The 18247-nt window shown below is 69.6% G+C and carries 21 protein-coding genes and 1 pseudogene; 11 read left to right on the forward strand and 11 right to left on the reverse strand.

Annotated features, from left to right (window positions below; translation table 11 throughout):
- The first annotated feature begins 67 nt into the window (after positions 1 to 67).
- Positions 68 to 706, forward strand: coding sequence for a TetR/AcrR family transcriptional regulator C-terminal domain-containing protein (locus ABZ234_RS16685; protein WP_355012647.1), 639 nt, complete (start codon positions 68 to 70; stop codon positions 704 to 706).
- A gap of 372 nt (positions 707 to 1078) precedes the next feature.
- Here ABZ234_RS16685 and ABZ234_RS16690 read toward each other — a convergent pair whose 3' ends face one another.
- The 5 genes from ABZ234_RS16690 to ABZ234_RS16710 all read right to left on the reverse strand — a co-directional run bounded on the left by ABZ234_RS16690 (position 1079) and on the right by ABZ234_RS16710 (position 6262).
- Positions 1079 to 1459, reverse strand: coding sequence for a VOC family protein (locus ABZ234_RS16690; RefSeq protein ID WP_355012648.1), 381 nt, complete (start codon positions 1457 to 1459; stop codon positions 1079 to 1081).
- A gap of 202 nt (positions 1460 to 1661) precedes the next feature.
- Complete coding sequence (locus tag ABZ234_RS16695) at positions 1662 to 2360, reverse strand: nitroreductase (protein WP_355012649.1); 699 nt, start codon at positions 2358 to 2360, stop codon at positions 1662 to 1664.
- Between the two features lie 461 nt (positions 2361 to 2821).
- A complete protein-coding gene (locus ABZ234_RS16700; protein WP_355012650.1) occupies positions 2822 to 3418 on the reverse strand; it encodes a TetR/AcrR family transcriptional regulator in 597 nt (198 codons plus the stop codon).
- A 297-nt stretch (positions 3419 to 3715) separates the two neighbouring features.
- Positions 3716 to 4504 (reverse strand): hypothetical protein, encoded by a 789-nt coding sequence (locus tag ABZ234_RS16705; protein ID WP_355012651.1) that lies wholly within the window; start codon positions 4502 to 4504, stop codon positions 3716 to 3718.
- Positions 4505 to 4960: 456 nt separating this feature from the next.
- Positions 4961 to 6262, reverse strand: coding sequence for a helix-turn-helix transcriptional regulator (locus ABZ234_RS16710; protein ID WP_355012652.1), 1302 nt, complete (start codon positions 6260 to 6262; stop codon positions 4961 to 4963).
- A 177-nt stretch (positions 6263 to 6439) separates the two neighbouring features.
- On the opposite strand from ABZ234_RS16710, the gene ABZ234_RS16715 reads away from it, so the two are divergent.
- The 5 genes from ABZ234_RS16715 (at position 6440) to ABZ234_RS16735 (ending at position 9930) form a co-directional block, all read left to right on the forward strand.
- Positions 6440 to 6586, forward strand: a complete 147-nt coding sequence (locus ABZ234_RS16715; RefSeq protein ID WP_355012653.1) for a hypothetical protein — start codon at positions 6440 to 6442, stop codon at positions 6584 to 6586.
- 117 nt (positions 6587 to 6703) lie between these two features.
- The gene (locus ABZ234_RS16720) at positions 6704 to 7411 is read left to right on the forward strand and encodes a hypothetical protein (RefSeq protein ID WP_355012654.1); all 708 of its coding nucleotides are present in this window, start codon (positions 6704 to 6706) and stop codon (positions 7409 to 7411) included.
- Entirely contained in the window at positions 7386 to 8858 is a 1473-nt protein-coding gene (locus ABZ234_RS16725) for a radical SAM protein (protein WP_355012655.1), read from the forward strand. Before ABZ234_RS16720 ends, ABZ234_RS16725 begins: the two co-directional genes overlap by 26 nt.
- Positions 8855 to 9478, forward strand: a complete 624-nt coding sequence (gene tmk, locus ABZ234_RS16730) for a dTMP kinase (RefSeq protein WP_355012656.1) — start codon at positions 8855 to 8857, stop codon at positions 9476 to 9478. The genes ABZ234_RS16725 and tmk overlap by 4 nt, the downstream gene beginning before the upstream one ends.
- A gap of 14 nt (positions 9479 to 9492) precedes the next feature.
- Positions 9493 to 9930, forward strand: a complete 438-nt coding sequence (locus ABZ234_RS16735) for an NUDIX domain-containing protein (protein WP_355012657.1) — start codon at positions 9493 to 9495, stop codon at positions 9928 to 9930.
- A gap of 5 nt (positions 9931 to 9935) precedes the next feature.
- Here ABZ234_RS16735 and ABZ234_RS16740 read toward each other — a convergent pair whose 3' ends face one another.
- Together ABZ234_RS16740 and ABZ234_RS16745 are read right to left on the reverse strand one after the other, a co-directional pair.
- Positions 9936 to 10475 carry a CYTH domain-containing protein gene (locus tag ABZ234_RS16740; RefSeq protein WP_355012658.1) on the reverse strand — a complete coding sequence of 180 codons (540 nt, stop codon included), beginning with the start codon at positions 10473 to 10475 and terminating at the stop codon, positions 9936 to 9938.
- A 214-nt stretch (positions 10476 to 10689) separates the two neighbouring features.
- Entirely contained in the window at positions 10690 to 11781 is a 1092-nt protein-coding gene (locus ABZ234_RS16745; RefSeq protein ID WP_355012659.1) for a protein kinase family protein, read from the reverse strand.
- Positions 11782 to 12006: 225 nt separating this feature from the next.
- Between ABZ234_RS16745 and ABZ234_RS16750 the strand changes: the two genes are divergently transcribed.
- Positions 12007 to 12297 carry a hypothetical protein gene (locus ABZ234_RS16750; RefSeq protein ID WP_355012660.1) on the forward strand — a complete coding sequence of 97 codons (291 nt, stop codon included), beginning with the start codon at positions 12007 to 12009 and terminating at the stop codon, positions 12295 to 12297.
- Between the two features lie 223 nt (positions 12298 to 12520).
- Here ABZ234_RS16750 and ABZ234_RS16755 read toward each other — a convergent pair whose 3' ends face one another.
- Positions 12521 to 13912 (reverse strand): MFS transporter, encoded by a 1392-nt coding sequence (locus ABZ234_RS16755; protein WP_355012661.1) that lies wholly within the window; start codon positions 13910 to 13912, stop codon positions 12521 to 12523.
- Positions 13913 to 14124: 212 nt separating this feature from the next.
- On the opposite strand from ABZ234_RS16755, the gene ABZ234_RS16760 reads away from it, so the two are divergent.
- Entirely contained in the window at positions 14125 to 14982 is an 858-nt protein-coding gene (locus ABZ234_RS16760) for a helix-turn-helix transcriptional regulator (protein WP_355012662.1), read from the forward strand.
- A gap of 96 nt (positions 14983 to 15078) precedes the next feature.
- Here the strand turns inward: ABZ234_RS16760 and ABZ234_RS16765 are convergent, their stop codons facing one another.
- From ABZ234_RS16765 to ABZ234_RS16775, 3 genes are all read right to left on the reverse strand, one after another.
- Positions 15079 to 15249, reverse strand: coding sequence for a DUF397 domain-containing protein (locus tag ABZ234_RS16765; protein ID WP_355012663.1), 171 nt, complete (start codon positions 15247 to 15249; stop codon positions 15079 to 15081).
- 258 nt (positions 15250 to 15507) lie between these two features.
- On the reverse strand, positions 15508 to 15687 hold the full coding sequence (locus tag ABZ234_RS16770; protein ID WP_355012664.1) for a DUF397 domain-containing protein: 180 nt from the start codon (positions 15685 to 15687) through the stop codon (positions 15508 to 15510).
- The gene (locus tag ABZ234_RS16775; protein ID WP_355012665.1) at positions 15684 to 16514 is read right to left on the reverse strand and encodes a helix-turn-helix transcriptional regulator; all 831 of its coding nucleotides are present in this window, start codon (positions 16512 to 16514) and stop codon (positions 15684 to 15686) included. Before ABZ234_RS16775 ends, ABZ234_RS16770 begins: the two co-directional genes overlap by 4 nt.
- A 275-nt stretch (positions 16515 to 16789) precedes the next feature.
- Between ABZ234_RS16775 and ABZ234_RS16780 the strand changes: the two genes are divergently transcribed.
- The 3 genes and pseudogenes from ABZ234_RS16780 to ABZ234_RS16790 all read left to right on the forward strand — a co-directional run bounded on the left by ABZ234_RS16780 (position 16790) and on the right by ABZ234_RS16790 (position 18182).
- Entirely contained in the window at positions 16790 to 17275 is a 486-nt protein-coding gene (locus tag ABZ234_RS16780; protein WP_355012666.1) for an ATP-binding protein, read from the forward strand.
- Between the two features lie 294 nt (positions 17276 to 17569).
- Positions 17570 to 17734: pseudogene (locus ABZ234_RS16785) on the forward strand (BldC family transcriptional regulator); the annotation flags it as partial.
- A 166-nt stretch (positions 17735 to 17900) separates the two neighbouring features.
- A complete protein-coding gene (locus ABZ234_RS16790; protein WP_355012667.1) occupies positions 17901 to 18182 on the forward strand; it encodes a hypothetical protein in 282 nt (93 codons plus the stop codon).
- Positions 18183 to 18247 lie beyond the last annotated feature (65 nt).

The raw sequence follows: 18247 nt of genomic DNA on the forward strand, positions 1-18247 counted from the left end.
AGAATTTCCTTAACTAAGTTAAATTCTTGGTGCGGTCAGACTGCCTGAACTTTGTTAAGGTGTCAACATGGCCAAGGGGATCACGCGGGAACAGATCGTGACAGCGGCGCTGAGCCTGCTCGACGACAAAGGCTTGGAGGGCCTCACGGTCCGCGCGCTCGCCGCCCGGCTCGAGGTGCGTCCGCCTGCCCTGTACTGGCACATGCGCAACAAGCAGGAACTCCTCGACGAGATGAGCACCGCCGTCATGCGGCGCGTCACCACCGCGGTGTCGGCCCTCCCGCCGGCCGACGGCTGGCGCGAGGACCTCGCCGCCTACGCACGGATCCTGCGCTCAGAGTTCCTGCTCCACCGGGACGGGGCCCGTATCTTCAGCGGTACGCGCATCGCCGACCCCGACGTGATCCGGATGAAGGAACCGTGGCTCGCGCGCTGGACCGCGCAAGGACTCAGCCTTGCCGATGCCGACGACGCCATCGACCTGGCCGTCGCCTTCGTCGTCGGTTTCGTCATCGAGGAACAGGAACGACGGCAGTCGGCCGGGACCGACCCGTCGCGCTACTCGATCGACCAGCGCGACGCGTGGCTGGGACCGGACGTCCCGCTGGTCAAGGAGGCCGGTCACCTGCGCGACGACGGCGACCAGCGGTTCGAGCGGCACCTGGGTATCGTCCTGGACGGTCTCGCAGCCCGCTTCGACAGCTGACCCGCCCCTTGGACCGCCCGTGTCCAGCCCGGTGACCTCCACCGGGTGCTCGACGCCGGGATGACAGCCGGCTGCACGGGGTGGTCCACGACGAGAACGCGACCGTCCTCGGCGGCGTCGCCGGGCACGCCGGAGTGTTCGCCCATGCCACTATCCCCGCGCGTGCGCGGGGAGCAGTCTGACCCGGATGATCTTGTACTTATAGCCGATCTCGGCGCCTTGGGGTCAAGTGGTTGTTGCAAGAAGGAACTCGTTGAGGGCCTCGGCCGGGGTAGCCCACCCCAGAGTCTGACGAGGACGCCCGTTCAACTCAGCGGCCACCCCGTCCAACCTCGCTATAAGTACAAGATCATCGCGAGAGGGGATGGGGCGTCAGATCGGGTTGAGGCGGGCCTTGAGCAGGCAGAACTCGTTGCCCTCGGGGTCGGCCAGGACGTGCCACTGCTCCTCCCCCGTCTGGCCGATGTCGGCAGGGCGGGCGCCGAGCGCGAGGAGCCGTTCGAGTTCGGCGTCCTGGTCGCGGTCGGTGGCGTTGACGTCGATGTGCAGCCGGGGCTTCCCCTTCTCCGGCTCGTCCCTGCGGCTGAGGATGATCGTCGGCTGCGGACCGCCGAACCCCTCGCGCGGACCGATCTCCAACGTGCCGTCGTCCTCGCGGTCGAGCACCACGAAGTCCAGGACCTCGCACCAGAACCGCGCCAGCACCTCGGGATCGCGGCAACCGAGCACGAGCTCACTGATACGACATGCCATGAACGCAACCCACTCTCATCCGGAGAACCGCCGGGGAGGCCGCACGCGAACTCCGTGGACGCCCCTCGGCGAGACGACCCGGCGACTGTACCGAACGGGACGAGCGGGGGCCAGATGTTTTCGGAGCCGCCCGGGACCCGGCGCCACCTGCGCTTTTCAGAACTGCCGCCGACGCCGGCGCGGTGGTCCCGGCCCGGGGCCGCTACTGCCCGTCGAGGACCCCGGGGGTGTCGTGCAGGACGACGCTCTGGTGGAGCGGGACCCGCCCCCGGCGGAATTCGTTCACCGGCGCCGTCCGGTCGGCCGTGCCGAAGGAGATGCCGAACAGCAGTTTGAGGTCCTCGGGGACGCCCAGGAACTCGCGGACGGTGTCGGCGTAGAAACCGAGGATGGTCTGCGGGATGCCCCCGAGCCCGCGGGACGCCAGCGAGAGCAGGAAGTTCTGCGCGTACATGCCGATGTCCCCGGCCGTGCGCACCCCGTCGCCGATGACCGGCATGAAGAGGAAGGCGGCGTGCGGGGCGCCGTAGAACTCCAGGTTCTCCCGGACCGCGAGTCTCCTGCCCTTCCGGTCCGCGCGTTCGATGCCCCGGGCCCGGTAGTGGCCCGCGGCCTGGGCCTGCGCCCGCTCCTGGTAGACGCCGTCCCCGTAGTCGGCGGTGAAATCGGGGGAGGTCCGCGCCTCCTCCTCGGCCCGGAGCAGTTCCTTGCTGAGGGCGTCCCGAGCCGTGCCCGAGACGACGTGCACCGTCCACTGCTGGGTGTTGCTGTTGGAGGGGGCCGTCTGGGCGTCCTCCAGCACGCCGCGGATGTCCGACGGGGACACGGGGGCGGGCAGGAACTGGCGGGGCGAGCGCCGGGCGAGCGCGATGTCGGTGAAGGGTGAGGCGGTGGTGGGCACGGCGTCTCCTCTTGGCGGTGCTCGTCTTCCGTGGGGCACGTTGCGCCCCACGGGGGCGTCGCAGTGCGGGTCGTGTGTCGGCGGTGGAGCGAGCGGTTGAGCTCGACGGTCTCCTCCAGCGTGGGCGCGGAGGTGAGCTCGGCGAAGCGCTCCATCATGCGGTCGCGGTTGCGCCGGTTCCCGTCACGGTCGGCCGCCTCCGGGGCCGGTCCCAGGTCTTCGGGGCCCAGTGCGGTGCAGTGGGCGGGCGTCAGACGTCGTGGCTGCCCGCGCTGAACGCGCGCGTCAGCGTCCGTCCGATCTCCCCCGCGCCGATGATGCCGATTCTCATGGTGTGTCCCTCTCGAAGGCGCGCCGTCCCGAGGAGGGTGCGGCGCGGTGTGATGGGTGGCCGGGCAGGTGGGAGCGCACGGCTGCCGGGACGGCCGAGGACACCGGGAGCCGGCCGGGAGGCCGGCGGCCTACTCCTCGCCGCCCTGTTCCCGGTACCCGCTCTCGACGAGTGCGCGCAACCGGTCGAGCGACTCCTCGTCGGTGGTGCCGGTGCCCTTGATCCAGGCGACGGAGACGGCCGCGAGGTAGAGGTCGTACCCCTTCACCGAGGGGCGTGCGTGCCCCGCGAGCTGGGCGGCCCGCACGTACTCGTCGGTGGTGGCGATGAGTTCGTCGCAGGGGAGGGTGAGCGGGTTGTCCGGTTCCCGTTCCCGGACGGCGGCCATGAGCGGTTCCGGCAGCCCGCTGAAGGCGCTGAAGTACTCCTCCAGGGCCCGCAGCCACTGTCGCAGCGCCTCGGAGGCGTCGCCGAGCAGGGCGATGTCCTCCTGGCGTGCCACGAGTTCCTCGGACCGCGTCTGCAGCACGGCTGCCAGCAGCGCTTCCCGTGTGGGGAAGTGCCGGTACAGCGTGGCCGGTCCGACGCCCGCCTCCTTGGCCACCGCCTCCAGGGAGGCGCCGACCCCGGCTCTGAGGAAGTGGCGCTGCGCCGCCTCGAGGAGGGCGGCGCGGTTGCGCTGGACGTCCGCCCGGGGCTTGCGCCCCTGCTGCCCCTTGGCACCCATACGTCTCCCTGGCCTCGGTGTTTCCGACTCCTCAAAAAACGGAGGCTGCCTCCGCACAGGAACGAGCTTAAAACGGAGGCAGCCTCCGGTCAAGTCGCCGTCCTCGGTCCGCCACCGCCCGGACGTCCTGAACGGTCGACGCGCGCAGGCGCATGCCACCCGTGGGGGACGTGTCGACCAGGGCTGTGGCGGAACGGGTCCGGCTCGTGCCGGAGGCGGCGAACAGGCCTCCGGCCCGCCTCCGCGTGTACGGAGGCGGGCCGGAGTGTTCGTGTGTGCGGTGGCCGCGGACCGCGGTCACTCCATGCCGGAGACGGCGTCGCAGAGCAGGTCCACGGCCGCCTGGGTACGGCCCGCCTCGTCGAGAGTCTCCTCGACCTCGGCGCCCGCGGGCAGTACCTCGACCTCGACGACGAGGTTGTCCATGCGGTAGAGGGCGTGTCCGGAACCGTTCGCGGTGCCGCTGAGCGGGAGCCTGCCGTCCGGGCAGGTCGCGGACTCGGAGCCGTCCGACTCCGGACGGCTGTCGTAGAAGTAGCTCGTGGCGGCCTCGATGCCGTTGTCCTTGCGGATCCCGTTCACCTGGCTGGTGAAGACGGTGGTGCGCAGGTCCACCTCGTGTCCGGACGCGGCCTCGATGCCGGGGGTGACGACGCACTCCAGGCCCTCGGCTCCGTACGCGTAGGAGTGGTCGGCCTCATAGACCTCCAGGTTCTCGCCGTTTCCGGCGATCTCGCTCGCGGCGTCGGTGTCCAGGAGATCGCACGGACCAGGCGGGGAGGCGTGGACGTCCTCCGGGCCGAACCAGCCGAAGTAGTACGCGCCGCCGAAGCCGGCGGCCGCCATGACGAGGAGGAGGACGGTGGCGCAGCCGCAGCCGACCCAGGCGAGGGTCCTGCCGACGGAGCCCTTCTTGGGCGGGGCCTGCTGTGCGGGCGGCTGCCCGGGGCCGGGACGGCCCTGGCCCTGCGGCTGTCCGGGAGGAGGCCGGTGGCCGGGCGGAGTCTGTGGTCCAGAGTGCGGCTGGTGACCGGGCTGTCGGGGAGGGCGGGGACCCTGGGGAGGCGGGGGGCCGGGTTCGTGCATGGCGGGTACTTTAGCCACGCCCGACGACGGGATCCGGGGTACGCGGCTGGCCTGCTCCGGCCACATCGGGGTTGCCTGTGCGGGTTCCGCGCGTCTTCGCGGTGGTGCTCGTGCTGCCCCGTCCGCTCACCGGGGACGCCGGCGAGGTACGGCCGTCATGAGGCGGGAGCGGGTTCTCCACCATCGCACCGGTAAGGAGCAGAGCCGGTGAGTACCTCCCCGAGGACACCCCGACCGAACCGTCGGACGCTTGCGGACACGCGTGGGGATTCAGCCGTGGGCGGCCGAGGGGAGCACCGGAGGGGGAAGGGTGAAAGACCGTCCCCACGGAGGCTGAGGCGTGGGCGGAGTGCCCGGAGCACGATAGGTGCGGGGAGCTTTGGCCCCGGTGGGGTGTCCCGAACCCGGGCAGCCCGCATCACCTCCGCCTCCTGTGGTCGGAGCGGTTCTGTGGTCTCACACCCGGTCCCGGGCGGCCTCCCTCAACTCATCGGCGCCCCGGTATCCGTCCAGATCCGCCATGAGGTGCCGCAGCCGCACCTTCGTGGTCTCCCGCAGTCCGGCTGCCGGAACCGTCTCCAACACCCGGACACCCAAGCCGACCGCCGCTTCCTTGTCCCTCTCCGCCGCCTGGGCACGTGCCGACACCACCGTGGCCGCCGCCCATCCCGGTGACCCCACCCGCTTCAGTCCGGCCGAGTTCGAGGCATGGACCACGGCCCCTGCCGGGTCATGCCCCAGAGCGGCCTCCGCGAGGTGCAGCTCGAACTCGGCCCGATCGAACCCGAACCTCCCCGGCGCTTCCTCGGCGGTGTCCATGTGACGGCGCGCGGTGGTGGACGCCGAACGGACCCCTTCGGTGTCCCCGAGTGCGGCGAGGCCGCGCAGACGGCACCACGCGGTGATCTGGGCCCGCCGCACCGGGGTGTCCGCGAACCGGGCGGCCTGGTCGGCCAGCTCCACCGCGTCAGCGTCCCGGTTCTGTCCCAGGGTGACCATGGACTGGGCTCCCAGCGCCCACCCCGTCAACCACCGGTCACCGACCTGCTCACCGACCCTGGCGGCCGTGCCCAGGTGGATGAGGGCGCCGGCCGCGTCCCCGATGTGGTGGGCGAGGTTGCCGAGGAGCGCGGACATCCACCCGAGTGCACGACGGGTGTCGGTGTCCCGGTGGTCCATGAGGAGGCTGCGGCAGCGGGCGACCTCGGCGGCCAAGACGCGCGGCGGGTAGTCGCTGTACCGCAGCTCGTAGAACACCAGAGCCTGGTGGGCGAGATCGCGGGCGCCCGCGCCGGGGCCGGTGAGATTGATGCTGTCGGCGACGGCTGAGAGTTCGGGGTACTCGGAGGGCATGTGGTGCTCCTGTCGCGGCTGCGGTATGCGGCGACCGTACCAACCAGCGACGGGGGTGGGCAGGGGAACACCCAGGCGTTCCGGAACGACCCCGTACACACGGGCGAGGGCGTGGATGTAGTCGGGGCCGGGGCGGGCGTGGCCGTGCTCCCACCGGCACAGCATGGCGGTGGACAGCCCCGGTGGGGCGAGCCCGTCCGCCCGGTACAAGTCCGCTACGGCCTCCACGACGTGGGGACGCGACCAGCCGTAGGCGAGCCGCCATGCCTCCAACGGGGCGACGGGGAGATCCCGGCTGATCTGCGCGACGATCGCCGGAACAGGCACACCGTGGCGTTGCCGGTCTGCGCGGATACGGGAGGCTTCACGGGCGATCTGGGCGCGGGTGGTACGGGTGACCTTCACGTCCGTCTCCCAAGGGGTGGGGTACGTGAACGTACCCGGGCCGGAGTGGGCCCAACATTGCCGCCGAGGTCAATGTGTGCTCGCCTCATCGGCATTGATGCGCCCGCCGGCGATGACGTCCACTGGAGCCATACCCCCGGGCGGACGCACCGGCCGGGAGTGGGAGGAGACCACCTGATGACCTCCACCATCGACTCCCCGACCGCCTCCCGCGCCTCCCTCGGCTTCGGCACTCCCGACGTGCTTCCACCGGGTGCAGGACACGTCCTCCAGCCGAGGGAAGACCTCCAAATCCTGGGGTGGGAACGAACCGAACTGGGATAGTGGCAGACGATCAGCCCACTCCGAAAGGCTCCCATGCTGCTCTGCGAACACCCCGGATGGAAGACGGCTACGCACGGGCGTATCCGCACAGTGCGGACGACCGCCGATACCTGGCGCGTGAGCGCGAATCAGAGCATCACCGCTACACGTCTCGGAGAAGGCACCGATCCAGCCCCCCACGTTGATGTGTACGACCCGAAGATCCTGGGCGAGAACACGCCCACCGTCCTGCGCGCGCCCCTCCTCGGACAGGGATCGGTTCGCCGACTGCGCAACCCGGACCTGTGGGATGCCCTGGCGACGGGGATCATCCGGCAGGTCATCCGAGCCGATCAGGCCCGTCTGATGTACCACCGCTTTTGCGACGCCCACGGCACCGCAACCCCCTCCGGCCTCCGGGCCTTCCCCCGGGCCGAAGCCGTACTCGCCCTGAACCAGGAGGACTTCGCAACGCTGGGCATGGCATTTAAGCGCCGTCCCCTGATCGCCGCTGCGGAGGCCTTCCTCGCCCTGGGCTCAAAATGGGCAGAACTTCCACCCGAAGACCTGGTGGCCGAGGTTCAGACTGTGCCCCGGATCGGCCCGTGGACCGCTGGAGCCGCCGTCGCGGACGTCACCGGAGACTTTTCCCTCTACCCCCACGGCGACATGGCGGTGCGCAAGTACGCCGCTCAGGCTGCTCCGGTGCTCGACCAGCCGAACGACGAAGCGACCTTCGCCCGCTGGTGGCGCAGCTTCGCGACCACACCCGCAGAACTCTCCACCCTGACCGTGCTCACCCTCGCGCTGGGAGGACCCCGTGGACAGGACCGACCCCCCTCATGACCTGATCAGCGGCCACGACCCCGACCGCAGCATCGACCTGCTGCTCGTCAACGCCCCTCTGCGCGACTACGCCGCCAGACCGCGCGTCACCGACTTCACCCTGCCGGTACTGGGAATGGGTTACATCGCCACCTACGCCGCTCAACGCGGCGGGTTCAACGTCGGGATCCTGGACGCAGAAGCACTCGGACTGCCGGTCGCCGACGTCGTCCGGGCAGTGAACGCCGCACGTCCACGGTGGGCCGGATTCAACCTCCTGGCTCCCACCTACGAGCTCTCCGCGACGATTGCCGCTTCCCTGGTCCCGGACATCAAGATCATGCTCGGCGGACACCAGGCCAAGGCGATGCCCGCCGACATCCTCACCGACCCCCGTATGGTCCGCTGTGAAGCCCTGGTCATCGGTGAGGGCGAGACCCGGACCGTCGAACTCCTTCACGACCACCGTGCCCGGGGAGACCTGCCCGGGGTGATGTGGCTCGACCCGATTCTGCGCACCCCGGTGGCGGGAGGCCGCCCAGGGCAGAACCACCACCTCGCCCCTGACATCAACGCTCTCCCCTTCGTGGACCGGACCTTCCTCACCCAGGACCCGCACTTCGAGGCGGGGCGGTGGGAGGCCAACATGGTCGGTGCCCGTGGCTGTCCCTACGACTGCTCCTTCTGTGGTGCCGCAGTGTCGGCCAACCCGGACGTGACCATCCGCGTCCGCTCGGCGGAGAACGTGGTCACCGAAATGGAACACCTGCGCGCCGCACTCGACGTCACGGCGTTCCGATTCGTGGACGACCTCTTCCTCGGTGCCCGACGCGTCATCAACCAGATGATGGACGGGTTCACCTCTCACCGGGTCGGGGAGTGGGCGAGATGGGACGCCACCGGTCGTATCAACGTGCTCGCCCGTGAGAACGACGCCGCCCTTGACCGGCTTGTCGCCAACGGTCTGCGCGAGGTCGCGCTGGGAATCGAATCGGGCTCTGAACGGATGCTGGCCTATATCGACAAGCGCATCACCCGGGACATGATCCGCTCCACCGTCATCCGGCTCGTGAACCGCGGCATCCATGTGAAGGGCTACTTCATCCTCGGCTTCCCCGGTGAGGCTCGCACCGAGATGGGAGAGACCGTGGACCTGGTTCGCGAGTTGTGGGACCTGACCGCGACCGCCCCGGGCCGCTTCCGGTCCTCGGTGTTCGAGTTCCGCCCCTACCCGGGCACACCGGAGTGGACCCGGCTCATGGCCACCGGCCGCTTCACCCCCGCCCAGCTCCTGGACTACACCGCCGTCGATCTGACCGAACAAGGCGTTGACGAGGCCATGCGCCAGAGGGATGAGTTCAACTTCTCCTCCAACGTCCAGTTCGGTGAAGCCACAGTGGACGAAGTCCGTGCCGCACTGGTCGAACTGTCCCATGGTGAACACGAGCGAAGGACGGCGACAGTATGAAGACAGGATTGTTCGTGGCCTTCGACGGGCCCGGAGGCGCCGGGAAGTCCACCACGGTCGTCGCACTGGCCGAACGACTGGCCGCTGACGGGCTTCCGGTGACGGCGACCGCCCAGCCCTCTCAGGCGGCGATCGGGCAGCTCGCCCGCACCCGCACCCACGAATTCAGCGGGCCGACACTGGCCTGTCTGGTCACCGCGGACCGCTATCACCATCTGCACACCCTGATCCGGCCCGCGCTGGCCCGGGGCGAGCTCGTGCTGTGCGACCGCTACACCGCCTCCTCTCTCGTGCTCCAGGCCGGGCTGGACGAGGTGCCCGAGTCCTTCGTGCGTGAGCTCAACCGGTTCGCCGAACCACCCGATCTTCAGGTGGTCCTCACCGCTCCCGGCGAGGAACTACGTGCCCGGCTGGCGGTGCGCGGATCGCACGGCCGGTTCGAGGACGACCCGACCGGTGTCACACGGGAGATTGCCCTGTACGAGAGGCTCTCCGTCCAGCTCACCCGGGAAGGGCTCGTCGTGGAGGTGGTGGACACTTCACCAGGGGTGGAAGAGGTGGTGTCACACCTGGCCGGCCTCATCGGAGCGCTATGGTCGCAGGGCCGAGCCGCCGTCTGAGAGGACCACCGACCGTGCCACCGCCCTACACCAGCGTCGTCGACGTCCACGTCATCCTGCACCGAGAGGGCGAGATAGCGCTGCTGGAGCGGCAGAACACCGGGTACTGCGACGGAATGCTCACCGTGCCCGGTGGTCACCTGGAAGAAGGCGAGCCCGCCGACCAGGCCGCGACTCGGGAAGCAGGAGAGGAGGTCGGGGTCCTCATCGACCCCGGCCACCTCACCCTGGGTGCTGTGGTCCACCACCTCCAAGAGGCCGGACACGCACGGATGGGCCTGTTCTTCGTGGCCACCCGGTGGGAGGGCGAACCGCACAACGCCGAACCCGACAAGGCGGGAAAACTGGTGTGGGCGGATCCCCGGACTCTGCCGTCGAACACCATCGCCTACCCCGCAGCGGGCGTGCGGGCCTGGCTCGACGGGATCCGGTTCGTGCCGCACCACTGGTGAGGCCCTCAGGACGCCACGGCGCGCACGAGGGTGTCGTAGGTGTCGGTCGTGCGTTCCAAGGCCACATCGAGTCCACGTGCCCACGCGTCGAGTTCGGCCTGCACGGTCAGGCCGTCGCGATCGTCGTCGACCAGTAGTTCCAACTCGACGAACGCGCCGACGCCCTCGACCACGTCGACGCACACCCCTACCGGCCCGGCGGTGCCGGAGCGCCGGTGCTTCACGATGCGCACCGTGGGCTCGTAGCCCAGAACCAGCAGGGCGCCGTGCATCTGCTTGCGGTCGGCGACGACCGTCTCGTACTCGGCGCACTCCATGGAGTTGGCCAGTGGGGTCTTCGTCGTGAAGACGTGCACTCCGCCGCTCAGGGTCCGCAGTCGGGCGAAAGTGTGGCCGACCTTGCCCAGTGCGGGTTTCCACCCGGCAGGGGCGTAGGCCTGGTCGTCCTGGAGCATGGGGTCTCCCAGCTCGACTCCGGCGCTCTTGAGCGCCAGAAGAAGAGCTTCAAGATCCTGCACCCGATACTTCGTTTCGATCTCGCGCATCAGTAAGCCCCCGGTAACACACCGTTGTCACTGCTCTCAGGAGGGTACAGGCGCCACCTGTGCGGCGAGTTGTTTTCACGCAGTGGTCACGGCCCGGAAGCAGGGGACCCGTCGGCGGCGGCAGAAATGCAGGGGAGCCTCCGGGCGCACGGAACGACCACCTCCCCGAGGCGAACGGGTCCCCGCGCCGGGAGTCATCTGTCCCGCGGGTTCGTCAGTCGGCGGATGGGCTGTACGTGCGGCCGACCCGGCGGATCTCCTCCATCGGATACGGGGTCCGCCTGCTCCTGCTCCGGAACTCGCGGTTGAAGTCCGACATCACGGCGGCGACGGGCGCGTACCGGGCGATGACCCCTGCGGCCCCCTCGGGGATCCCGGTGGGGCGCCCGCCCTCCGCGTAGGAGCGCACCAGCTCCTGGCGGCCGTCACGGTCCTCCACCTGGAATCCGTACAGGGCGGTGACCAGCCAGTTCACCAGATACGTGGCGGTGTAACAGCGGTCGTAGGACTGATGCCGGTCGAAGGAGTCGGCCTCCTCCCGCGACAGCTCGAACCAGGAGGAGGTCACGAGGCCGTAGTCCGCGAAGTAGAGGCGCCGGCCGTCGGTGAGGATGTTCTCGAAGTGCGCGTCGAAGTGCAGGAGCCCCCGCGCGTTCATGAACGAGGTGGTGGCCTCCAGTTCCCGCTCCACCATGGCGCAGGCCCGGTCCACGGCCTCGTCGCCTGCTTCGACCTGGGCGCCCAGCCACTGGTGCAGGTTCTGCGGGATGTACTCCAGGAACAGCGCGACGCTCGCCGAGGACTGCCGGAGGGCCTCGATCCGGCGGCGCACCTGCGTTCCGCCGCCCCAGTAGGCGACAGCCCGTTCGACGTCGGCGAGTTCTGCGGGCAGGGGCGTCGAATCCGGCAGCACCCGCCAGTGGTACATCAGGGGGAAGCCCTCGTGCTCCGCCGTGAGCACCCAGTTCGTCGTCATGGTGTGCACGGCGAGCTCCCTCCAGGCCCCGAAGCCCGGACTGCCGATGGCGCCGGTGCCGTACTGGCAGAAGGCGGGCAGCTCGAACAGGTTCGCCGTGGACCGGACGTGCCCGGGCTGCCTCTCCAGGTCGGTGAGGGGCACCCGCTTCACGAAGACCGGGGTTCCGGCGATCTCCAGCAGGGCCGACGTCCCGCCGATGCCGGATCCGATCGGCACGGCCGTGTCCACGAGCTCGCGCAGGGCGCGATCGCTGTACAGGGCCAGGGAGGTGGAGACCGCGCCGTGGGCGGCGAGACGCGCACCGTGCGACATGTCAGGGTCTTTCACTGTTCCTCCACCTGGACTCCGGTCCCGCTCCTGTGACGGCTGCACGCTTGGACCGATCCGCACCCGAGTGTGACACGCAGCCCTTCGGTCCGGCTTCCGGGGCGGGAACGGGGTGTGGTTTCCCGGCCCGGGTCAGGATTGCGGAACCGCAGGTGCGGTGCGCTCTTCACTGGCATGCTGACCACGCAAGGTCACCAATGGGCTCGGAGAGTCACCATGAAGCGCATGTACGCCACTGCGGCACTGGCCACCGCCCTGCTCGCCGCCCTCGCCGTCCCGGCGCACGCCCAGGATCGTGCCGAGTACAACTGCACGCACATCTTCCCCCGGGGCGGCGACGTCCGGGCGACGGGCTGCATCGGCAACGGGGAAGGGGTCGGCTCCATCATCTCCCTGGCCAACAACGACGTGTTCGAGTGCCGGAACGTGGAGCTCGTCGACGCCAGCATCGTCGGCACCGCCTGCGAGAAGACCCCCTGGGACCACACGCCGCACAGTACCGACACCATGATGTGAGACGGGCCCCGTGGCGGACCGTGGCGGGGTCGGCCCCCTGGTCCGGAGGCCGACTTCTCCCGGCGGGACGGCCCCCGCGCGAGGGCGGCCCCCGGCCGACCGCGTGCGGCCCGTGCGCCCCCGGCTCGGACCGCCACTGACCTCTGAACCGTGAGCCGACGCCCCGTGGGCGTCGGCTCACAGTGCCGCCGGGCCGCCTGTTCCCGCCCCGGCGCTTCCCGGCTCAGCGCCTGGGCAGGGCGAAGGCGAGGAGGGCGAAGACGATGGCGAACACCGCCTGGACGAGCATGCAGACCGCGAGTGCCGTCACGTAGGCCTGCTCGACCGGGACGGTGGAGTCGGCCGTCGCAGCGCCCAGAAGCCCTCCGGCGACCGCGACTCCGAGCCCCATGGCGGCCTGCTGCGTGGTCTGGACGACCCCGGAGGCCGCTCCTGCCGAGGAGGGCGGAACGTCGGCGATCATCGCCCCGACCAGCGGCCCGAACATGAGCGCCTGGCCGAACCCGACGCCGACCAGCAGGGCGCCCAGCGTCCACCCGCTCATGCCCGGGCTCTGCACGAGCACCGATGTCGCGGTCACCACCAGCATCGCCGCCTGCGCGAACCCGCCGATCGTCAGCAGTCGGCGGAACCCGAAGCGGGGCGCCAGTTTTCCCGACCAGATCGACACGACCAGGAAGCACAGCGCGAACGGCAGCAGCACGACGGCCGCGCCCATCGGGGACCAGCCCAGGCCGGTCTGCGTGGACAGCGCGTAGAGGAACGTGAACGCGCCGAAGGCCGACTGGAGCAGGAGGGCCATGAGGAGGCCGAGTCGGTACGACCTCAGGTGCAGGAGCGGCGGAGGGACGAGCGGGACCAGGCCGCGGCGGTGCAGCCGGAGCTGCCGCGTCCAGAACGCCGCGAACGCCACCGGGCTGGCCGCCAGCAGAGCCCAGCACCACCCGGGCCAACCGAGCGCACCGCCCTGGGAGAAGGGGATCATCAGCGCGAGCAGTGCCGCCCCCAGCAGGGCGGTGCCGATCAGGTCCAGTGAACGGTCGCCCGGCGCGTCGGTGCTGGGCATCCAGCGCAGAGCGGCGAGGAACGCGGCGGCGCCCATGAGGACGCTCATCGCGAAGACCGTGCGCCAGGGGGAGCCGAGCAGGGGGACCGACAGCAGGACGCCCCCGAGGACCTGGCCCACCGCCGTGGCGCCGCCCGCGGTCGCCCCGAACAGGGCCACCGCCCGGGCGCGTTCGCGTCCGTGCGTGGAGGCCGTGATCGTCGCGAGCACCTGGGGCACCATCGCCGCCGCCGATACCCCGGTGAGCGCGCGGGCGACGATCAGCACGGCAATCGTCGGCGCGAGGGTCGCCATCAGCGAGAACGCGGTGAATCCGGCCATGCCGACCAGGAAGAGCCGCCGCCTGCCGTACAGGTCGCCCAGACGTCCGCCGACGACCATCGGCGCGGCGAACCCCAGGGAGTAGACCGACACCACCAGCGACTGCTCGGACGCCGAAGCCTGTAGCGACGTGCCGATGCTCGGTACGGCGATGCCCGCCGCGGCGAAGCTCACCACCGACAGCAACAGGGCGGACAGCGCGGTCAGGAGGCCAGCCGTGCCCAGCATCGCGGGCGGCACTCCTTCCGTGGTCACTGACGGGGTCGGCGTGGCGCTGCGGGTCTCGTGGTCACCCTCGACCTGCGGGGAGGGTGTCTGCGTTTTCGGTTCTCTGGTCACGCCCCGACCCTGGCAGCGGCGTCATCCTGGTACCAGGAGCCTGTTTATGGGGGTACTGACCGAACCTGGCTACCGGTCCGCAGGTGAGGCATGGTGGAGGCATGACAAGTCCCCGGCCCCCGGCGATCAGGCGCGAGCTCGGCGCCTTCCTGCGCACCCGACGCGAGCGGCTCACCCCGGAACAGGTGGGGCTTCCCGCCACCGGACGCCGCCGCACGCCCGGCCTGCGACGTGAGGAAGTCGCGGTGCTCGCCGGAGTGGGCGTCACCTGGTACACCTGGCTGGAGCAGGGGCGGCCGATCAACGTCAGCACCCAGGTCCTGACTGCGGTCGGCAGAGCCCTCCACCTGGACGCCACCGAGAAGCGGCACCTGGAACGCCTCGCCGGTGTGCACTCCCGGTCGACCCCGCCGTCGGCGCTCGACGCGTCGCTGTTGGCGGCGTACCAGCCGGTGCTGGACAAACTCGATCCCTATCCCGCGTGCTTGCAGACCAGCGTGTTCGACGTGGTGGCCTACAACCTCTCCTACCGCTTCCTGTTCACGGACATGGACCGGATACCGCCCGCCGAGCGGAATTGCGCGCTGCAGTTCTTCACCAACGCGGACTGGCGCAGCCGCTATGTCGACGACGACATCGTCGCCGCCCGGATGGTCGCACAGCTGCGCGCGGTCGCCGGCACCGACGCAGGCCGCACCGCGAGTACGACGGTCGAAGAGCTGCAGCAGCGGTCGGAGGAGTTCTCACAGCTGTGGGACCGGCACGACGTCATGCTCCAGCACCTGGAGACCAAGCGGCTGAACAGTCCGCTTGTCGGTTTGCTGCAACTCAATTTCGTCTCGACCAACGTCGCGGAGACCGGTCACCGGCTGACCGTGATGACACCGGCCGACGAGACCACCTCGCAGCGCCTTCTCCAGCTGTCGGAAGTGAACATCGACGCCCCTGCACGCGGGTGACGGCGGCGACCGACCTGCGGTGAAGCGGGCTGAACCCGCCGAACAGAACCGGTCCCGCCCATGACGCCCGGGCGGGACCGGTTCTGTTCTCGGTGACTACCGGCTGCGCACTGCGGCGAGCAGTGCGGTCCACTCGGGGGCCGGGGCCGACAGGTGGCCGAGCGGTCGATTCTGGGTGTCGCGCACCAGTGTTTCGGCTCCTTCGGAGACCTCGACACAGTGGGACCCTGACGTGCTGTAGCTGGACTTGTGCCAGGTCTCGGTCATCAGGCGATGCTGGCTCGAAGAACGTGCGGCCATCGCGTGCCACCACTCTCAGCTTGCTTCAGCGATAACACCCGGTTCCTACCCCATGACGGGACCAAGGATCGTGAATCGACGCAGTTCGGGTGGCCTGGTTCGGTCACCGCGCCGTGTGAGGTCTTCGGTCCTGGTGAAGCACCCTGCCCCGGGGTAGCCTGAAGCCGCTGAACAGAACCGGTCCCGCCCATTACGCCTGGGCGGGACCGGTTCTGTTCTCGGTGGCTACTGGCCGCGCACCGCCGCCAGCAGGGCGGTCCACTCAGGGGCCGGGGCCGACAGGTGGCCGAGCGGTCGATTCTGGGTGTCGCGCACCAGGACCGTGGCCTGGTCACTGCGTGTCTCCACGCAGTGCCCCCCTTCGCCGTTGCTGTAGGTGGACTTGTTCCAGTCCTCAGTCATCATGTGATGCTGCCTCGTATCTCTTCCATGCGGAGTCGTGACGCGGCCACCGGAAGGGCGGCGCCCCTGAGCTCTGCGAATACCCGCTCGTAGCTTGCCACAACGTCAGGCTGCTTAAGTGACAGGCCGGTTCTCTGGCTTTCGATGTACACGAACTCACCAGAACCAGGAACCTTCATTAGCGTAAAGGACCCGCCCAGACCATGATGTTCCTCCGTATCGATCGGCACGATCTGGAGGGTGGTACGCGGGTGGCAAGAGAGCTCAAGGAGATGTTCGATCTGTGCCCGCATCACATCGGGGTCGCGGAACCGCCTACGCAGCACCACCTCGTCCAGAACCAGGATGAGGGTCGGCGGGTGTGATCGGCCAAGCACCTTCTGCCGGAGTTGTCGGGCCTTGACGATCTGTTCGATCTCCTCAGGGCTGGCCTCAGGCAACGACAGTCTACTGATGGCTCGGACGTACTGCTCCACCTGAAACAGGCCCGGGACCAAGCCGAGCGAGTAGTCCCGGATGACACTGGCGGACTGTTCAGCCTCGGCGGCTTCCCGGAAATACGCGGTCATCCCGACACCAGAGAAAGCCGCGTCCCAGAAGTCCACAAGGGCTCCACGAGCGGCAAGCGCGTTGTCCAGGCGCACCACTACGTCACGCCGCGTCCCCTTTTTCCCCTGCTCGATATCACTGATCAGACTCTGTGACACCATCGCGGCAGCGGCAAGTTCCTGCTGCGAGAGGCCTGCCTGACCTCGGGATTTCCTGAGCAACTTCCCGAAGCGACGCCCCGCTTCCGCCTGCCCCTCACCTGAGGCTTTCACTCCCACCACCCACTTACCTCAAAGTATCACCAGCGATAGAAGTTTTACCTTCTTGGGTGATAATCCTAGACTGAACTGGGCTTCCGTTGGCAAGGTCTGTGGTGAAGCAGTTACAGAAAGCTCCCCACATGAACCAGGTGGGAGTTATAACCATTTTGTCCACTTTATAAGCATTGGGACAAAACGGTTAAAAACCAGAACACAAAGAGCCTCGGCGGCCGAAGTAGAGAGCGGCCGCCGAGGCAAATGTCCCACCTGTCCCGCAAAGACAAGAGGTGAGACGATTGCAGCCTACCGCCACCCCGGCACCGAATCCAGATCCCGCGTCCGGGCCCGCTGTCCCCTACCCGCACCGGATCGGGTTCACCGAGCCCCACCGGCACGGCATCCTTCTCGGCCACGAGCGCGACTACACCGCCCTGACCAACTGGGTGCACACCGTGGTCCCCCGCCGTTCCAGGCGCAACGCCCTCCAGGTCGCGCGAGCCCTGGTGTCGAACGCGCACCGGCACACCCGCTCCGGGGACCCCGGCGGGACAGTGCGGGTGGTCATCGACGTCAACCCGTTCCTGATCACCGTCGCCGTGACCGACGGCGGCCCCCTGGGCGGCACCGCCGTCCCCTGTCCGCGCCCGGGCGACGCCCACCGCTCCCCGCTTCCCGGCCTCCACCTGGTGGACCACCTCGCCGTGTACTGGGACTGGGAATGGGAGTGGAAGGGCACCGCCCTGGGCCCCCTGACCGTACGCGCGGTCATCGAGAACCCCTGACCTGCGGGACACCGTTCCCGGCCGGAGAGCGCCCCCTCCCCCGGCCGGGAACCCGTCCCCCTCGCACCACACGCCTCCGGGCCGTACACCCGGGGGTTCCCCGCCCGATGGAACACCACCACCGGGCCGCGGGGCCGCCGCCATAAGGGGGGCCGGCGGCCCCGCTCCTCAGTCCCGGGGCCGGTCGTACTTCCCCGGACCGGCCCCGGCCCCCGTCTCACCTGCCATCAACCACCCACAACCGACAAACACACGCTGACGGAGAACCACGTGCCCACCGCACCCCTGCCCGACCTGGTCGAGAACGCCGACGCCCTGCTCACCCCCGGCGAGGTCGCCCGCCTGTTCCGCGTGGACCCCAAGACCGTCACACGCTGGGAAAAGGACGGCCGCCTCGCCTCGGTCAAGACCCTCGGCGGGCACCGCCGCTACCCCCAGACCCAGATCAACGCCCTGCTCACCACCCCCGGCACCGGCACCGGCGACGGCGCCGTCCTGGTGGCCCTGGAAGAGGTCCGCGACCTTGCCACCGCCCACGGCGACCTCACCGCCGCCGCCCGCATCAGCGACCTCATCACCACCCTGCGCACCCAGCCGCACCAGCCCTGAGAAGGGAGGGACCAGGGTGAACGCGCCCTCCAGCGACGGGACCCCGCTCCTGCGCCCCTACACCGAGCACGCCGAACACCATGCCCACACGGCGATGCGCGAGCGGGAGCGGGCGGCGGCCGACGCCGCCGCGGGACTGGCGCGCCTGGCCCAGATCGCCGCCCAGCAACAGGTCGCCGCGGCCCAGGCCCGCCTGGACGCCGCCCGCGCACAGGTGGACGCCGCCGACACCGCCTGTCTGGGCGCCGCGATCCGCCACTGGCACCACCACCGCACCGCGACGCCCCCGGACGGGTGAAGCGCGCGCCGCGCCCACGCGTCATCGGTCCTCCCCCGCGACGGGAGGAGGACCGGTGACGAGGT

The sequence above is a fragment of the Nocardiopsis sp. NPDC006198 genome, assembly GCF_040613895.1.
In the GTDB taxonomy this organism is placed as follows: Bacteria; Actinomycetota; Actinomycetes; order Streptosporangiales; family Streptosporangiaceae; genus Nocardiopsis; species Nocardiopsis tropica.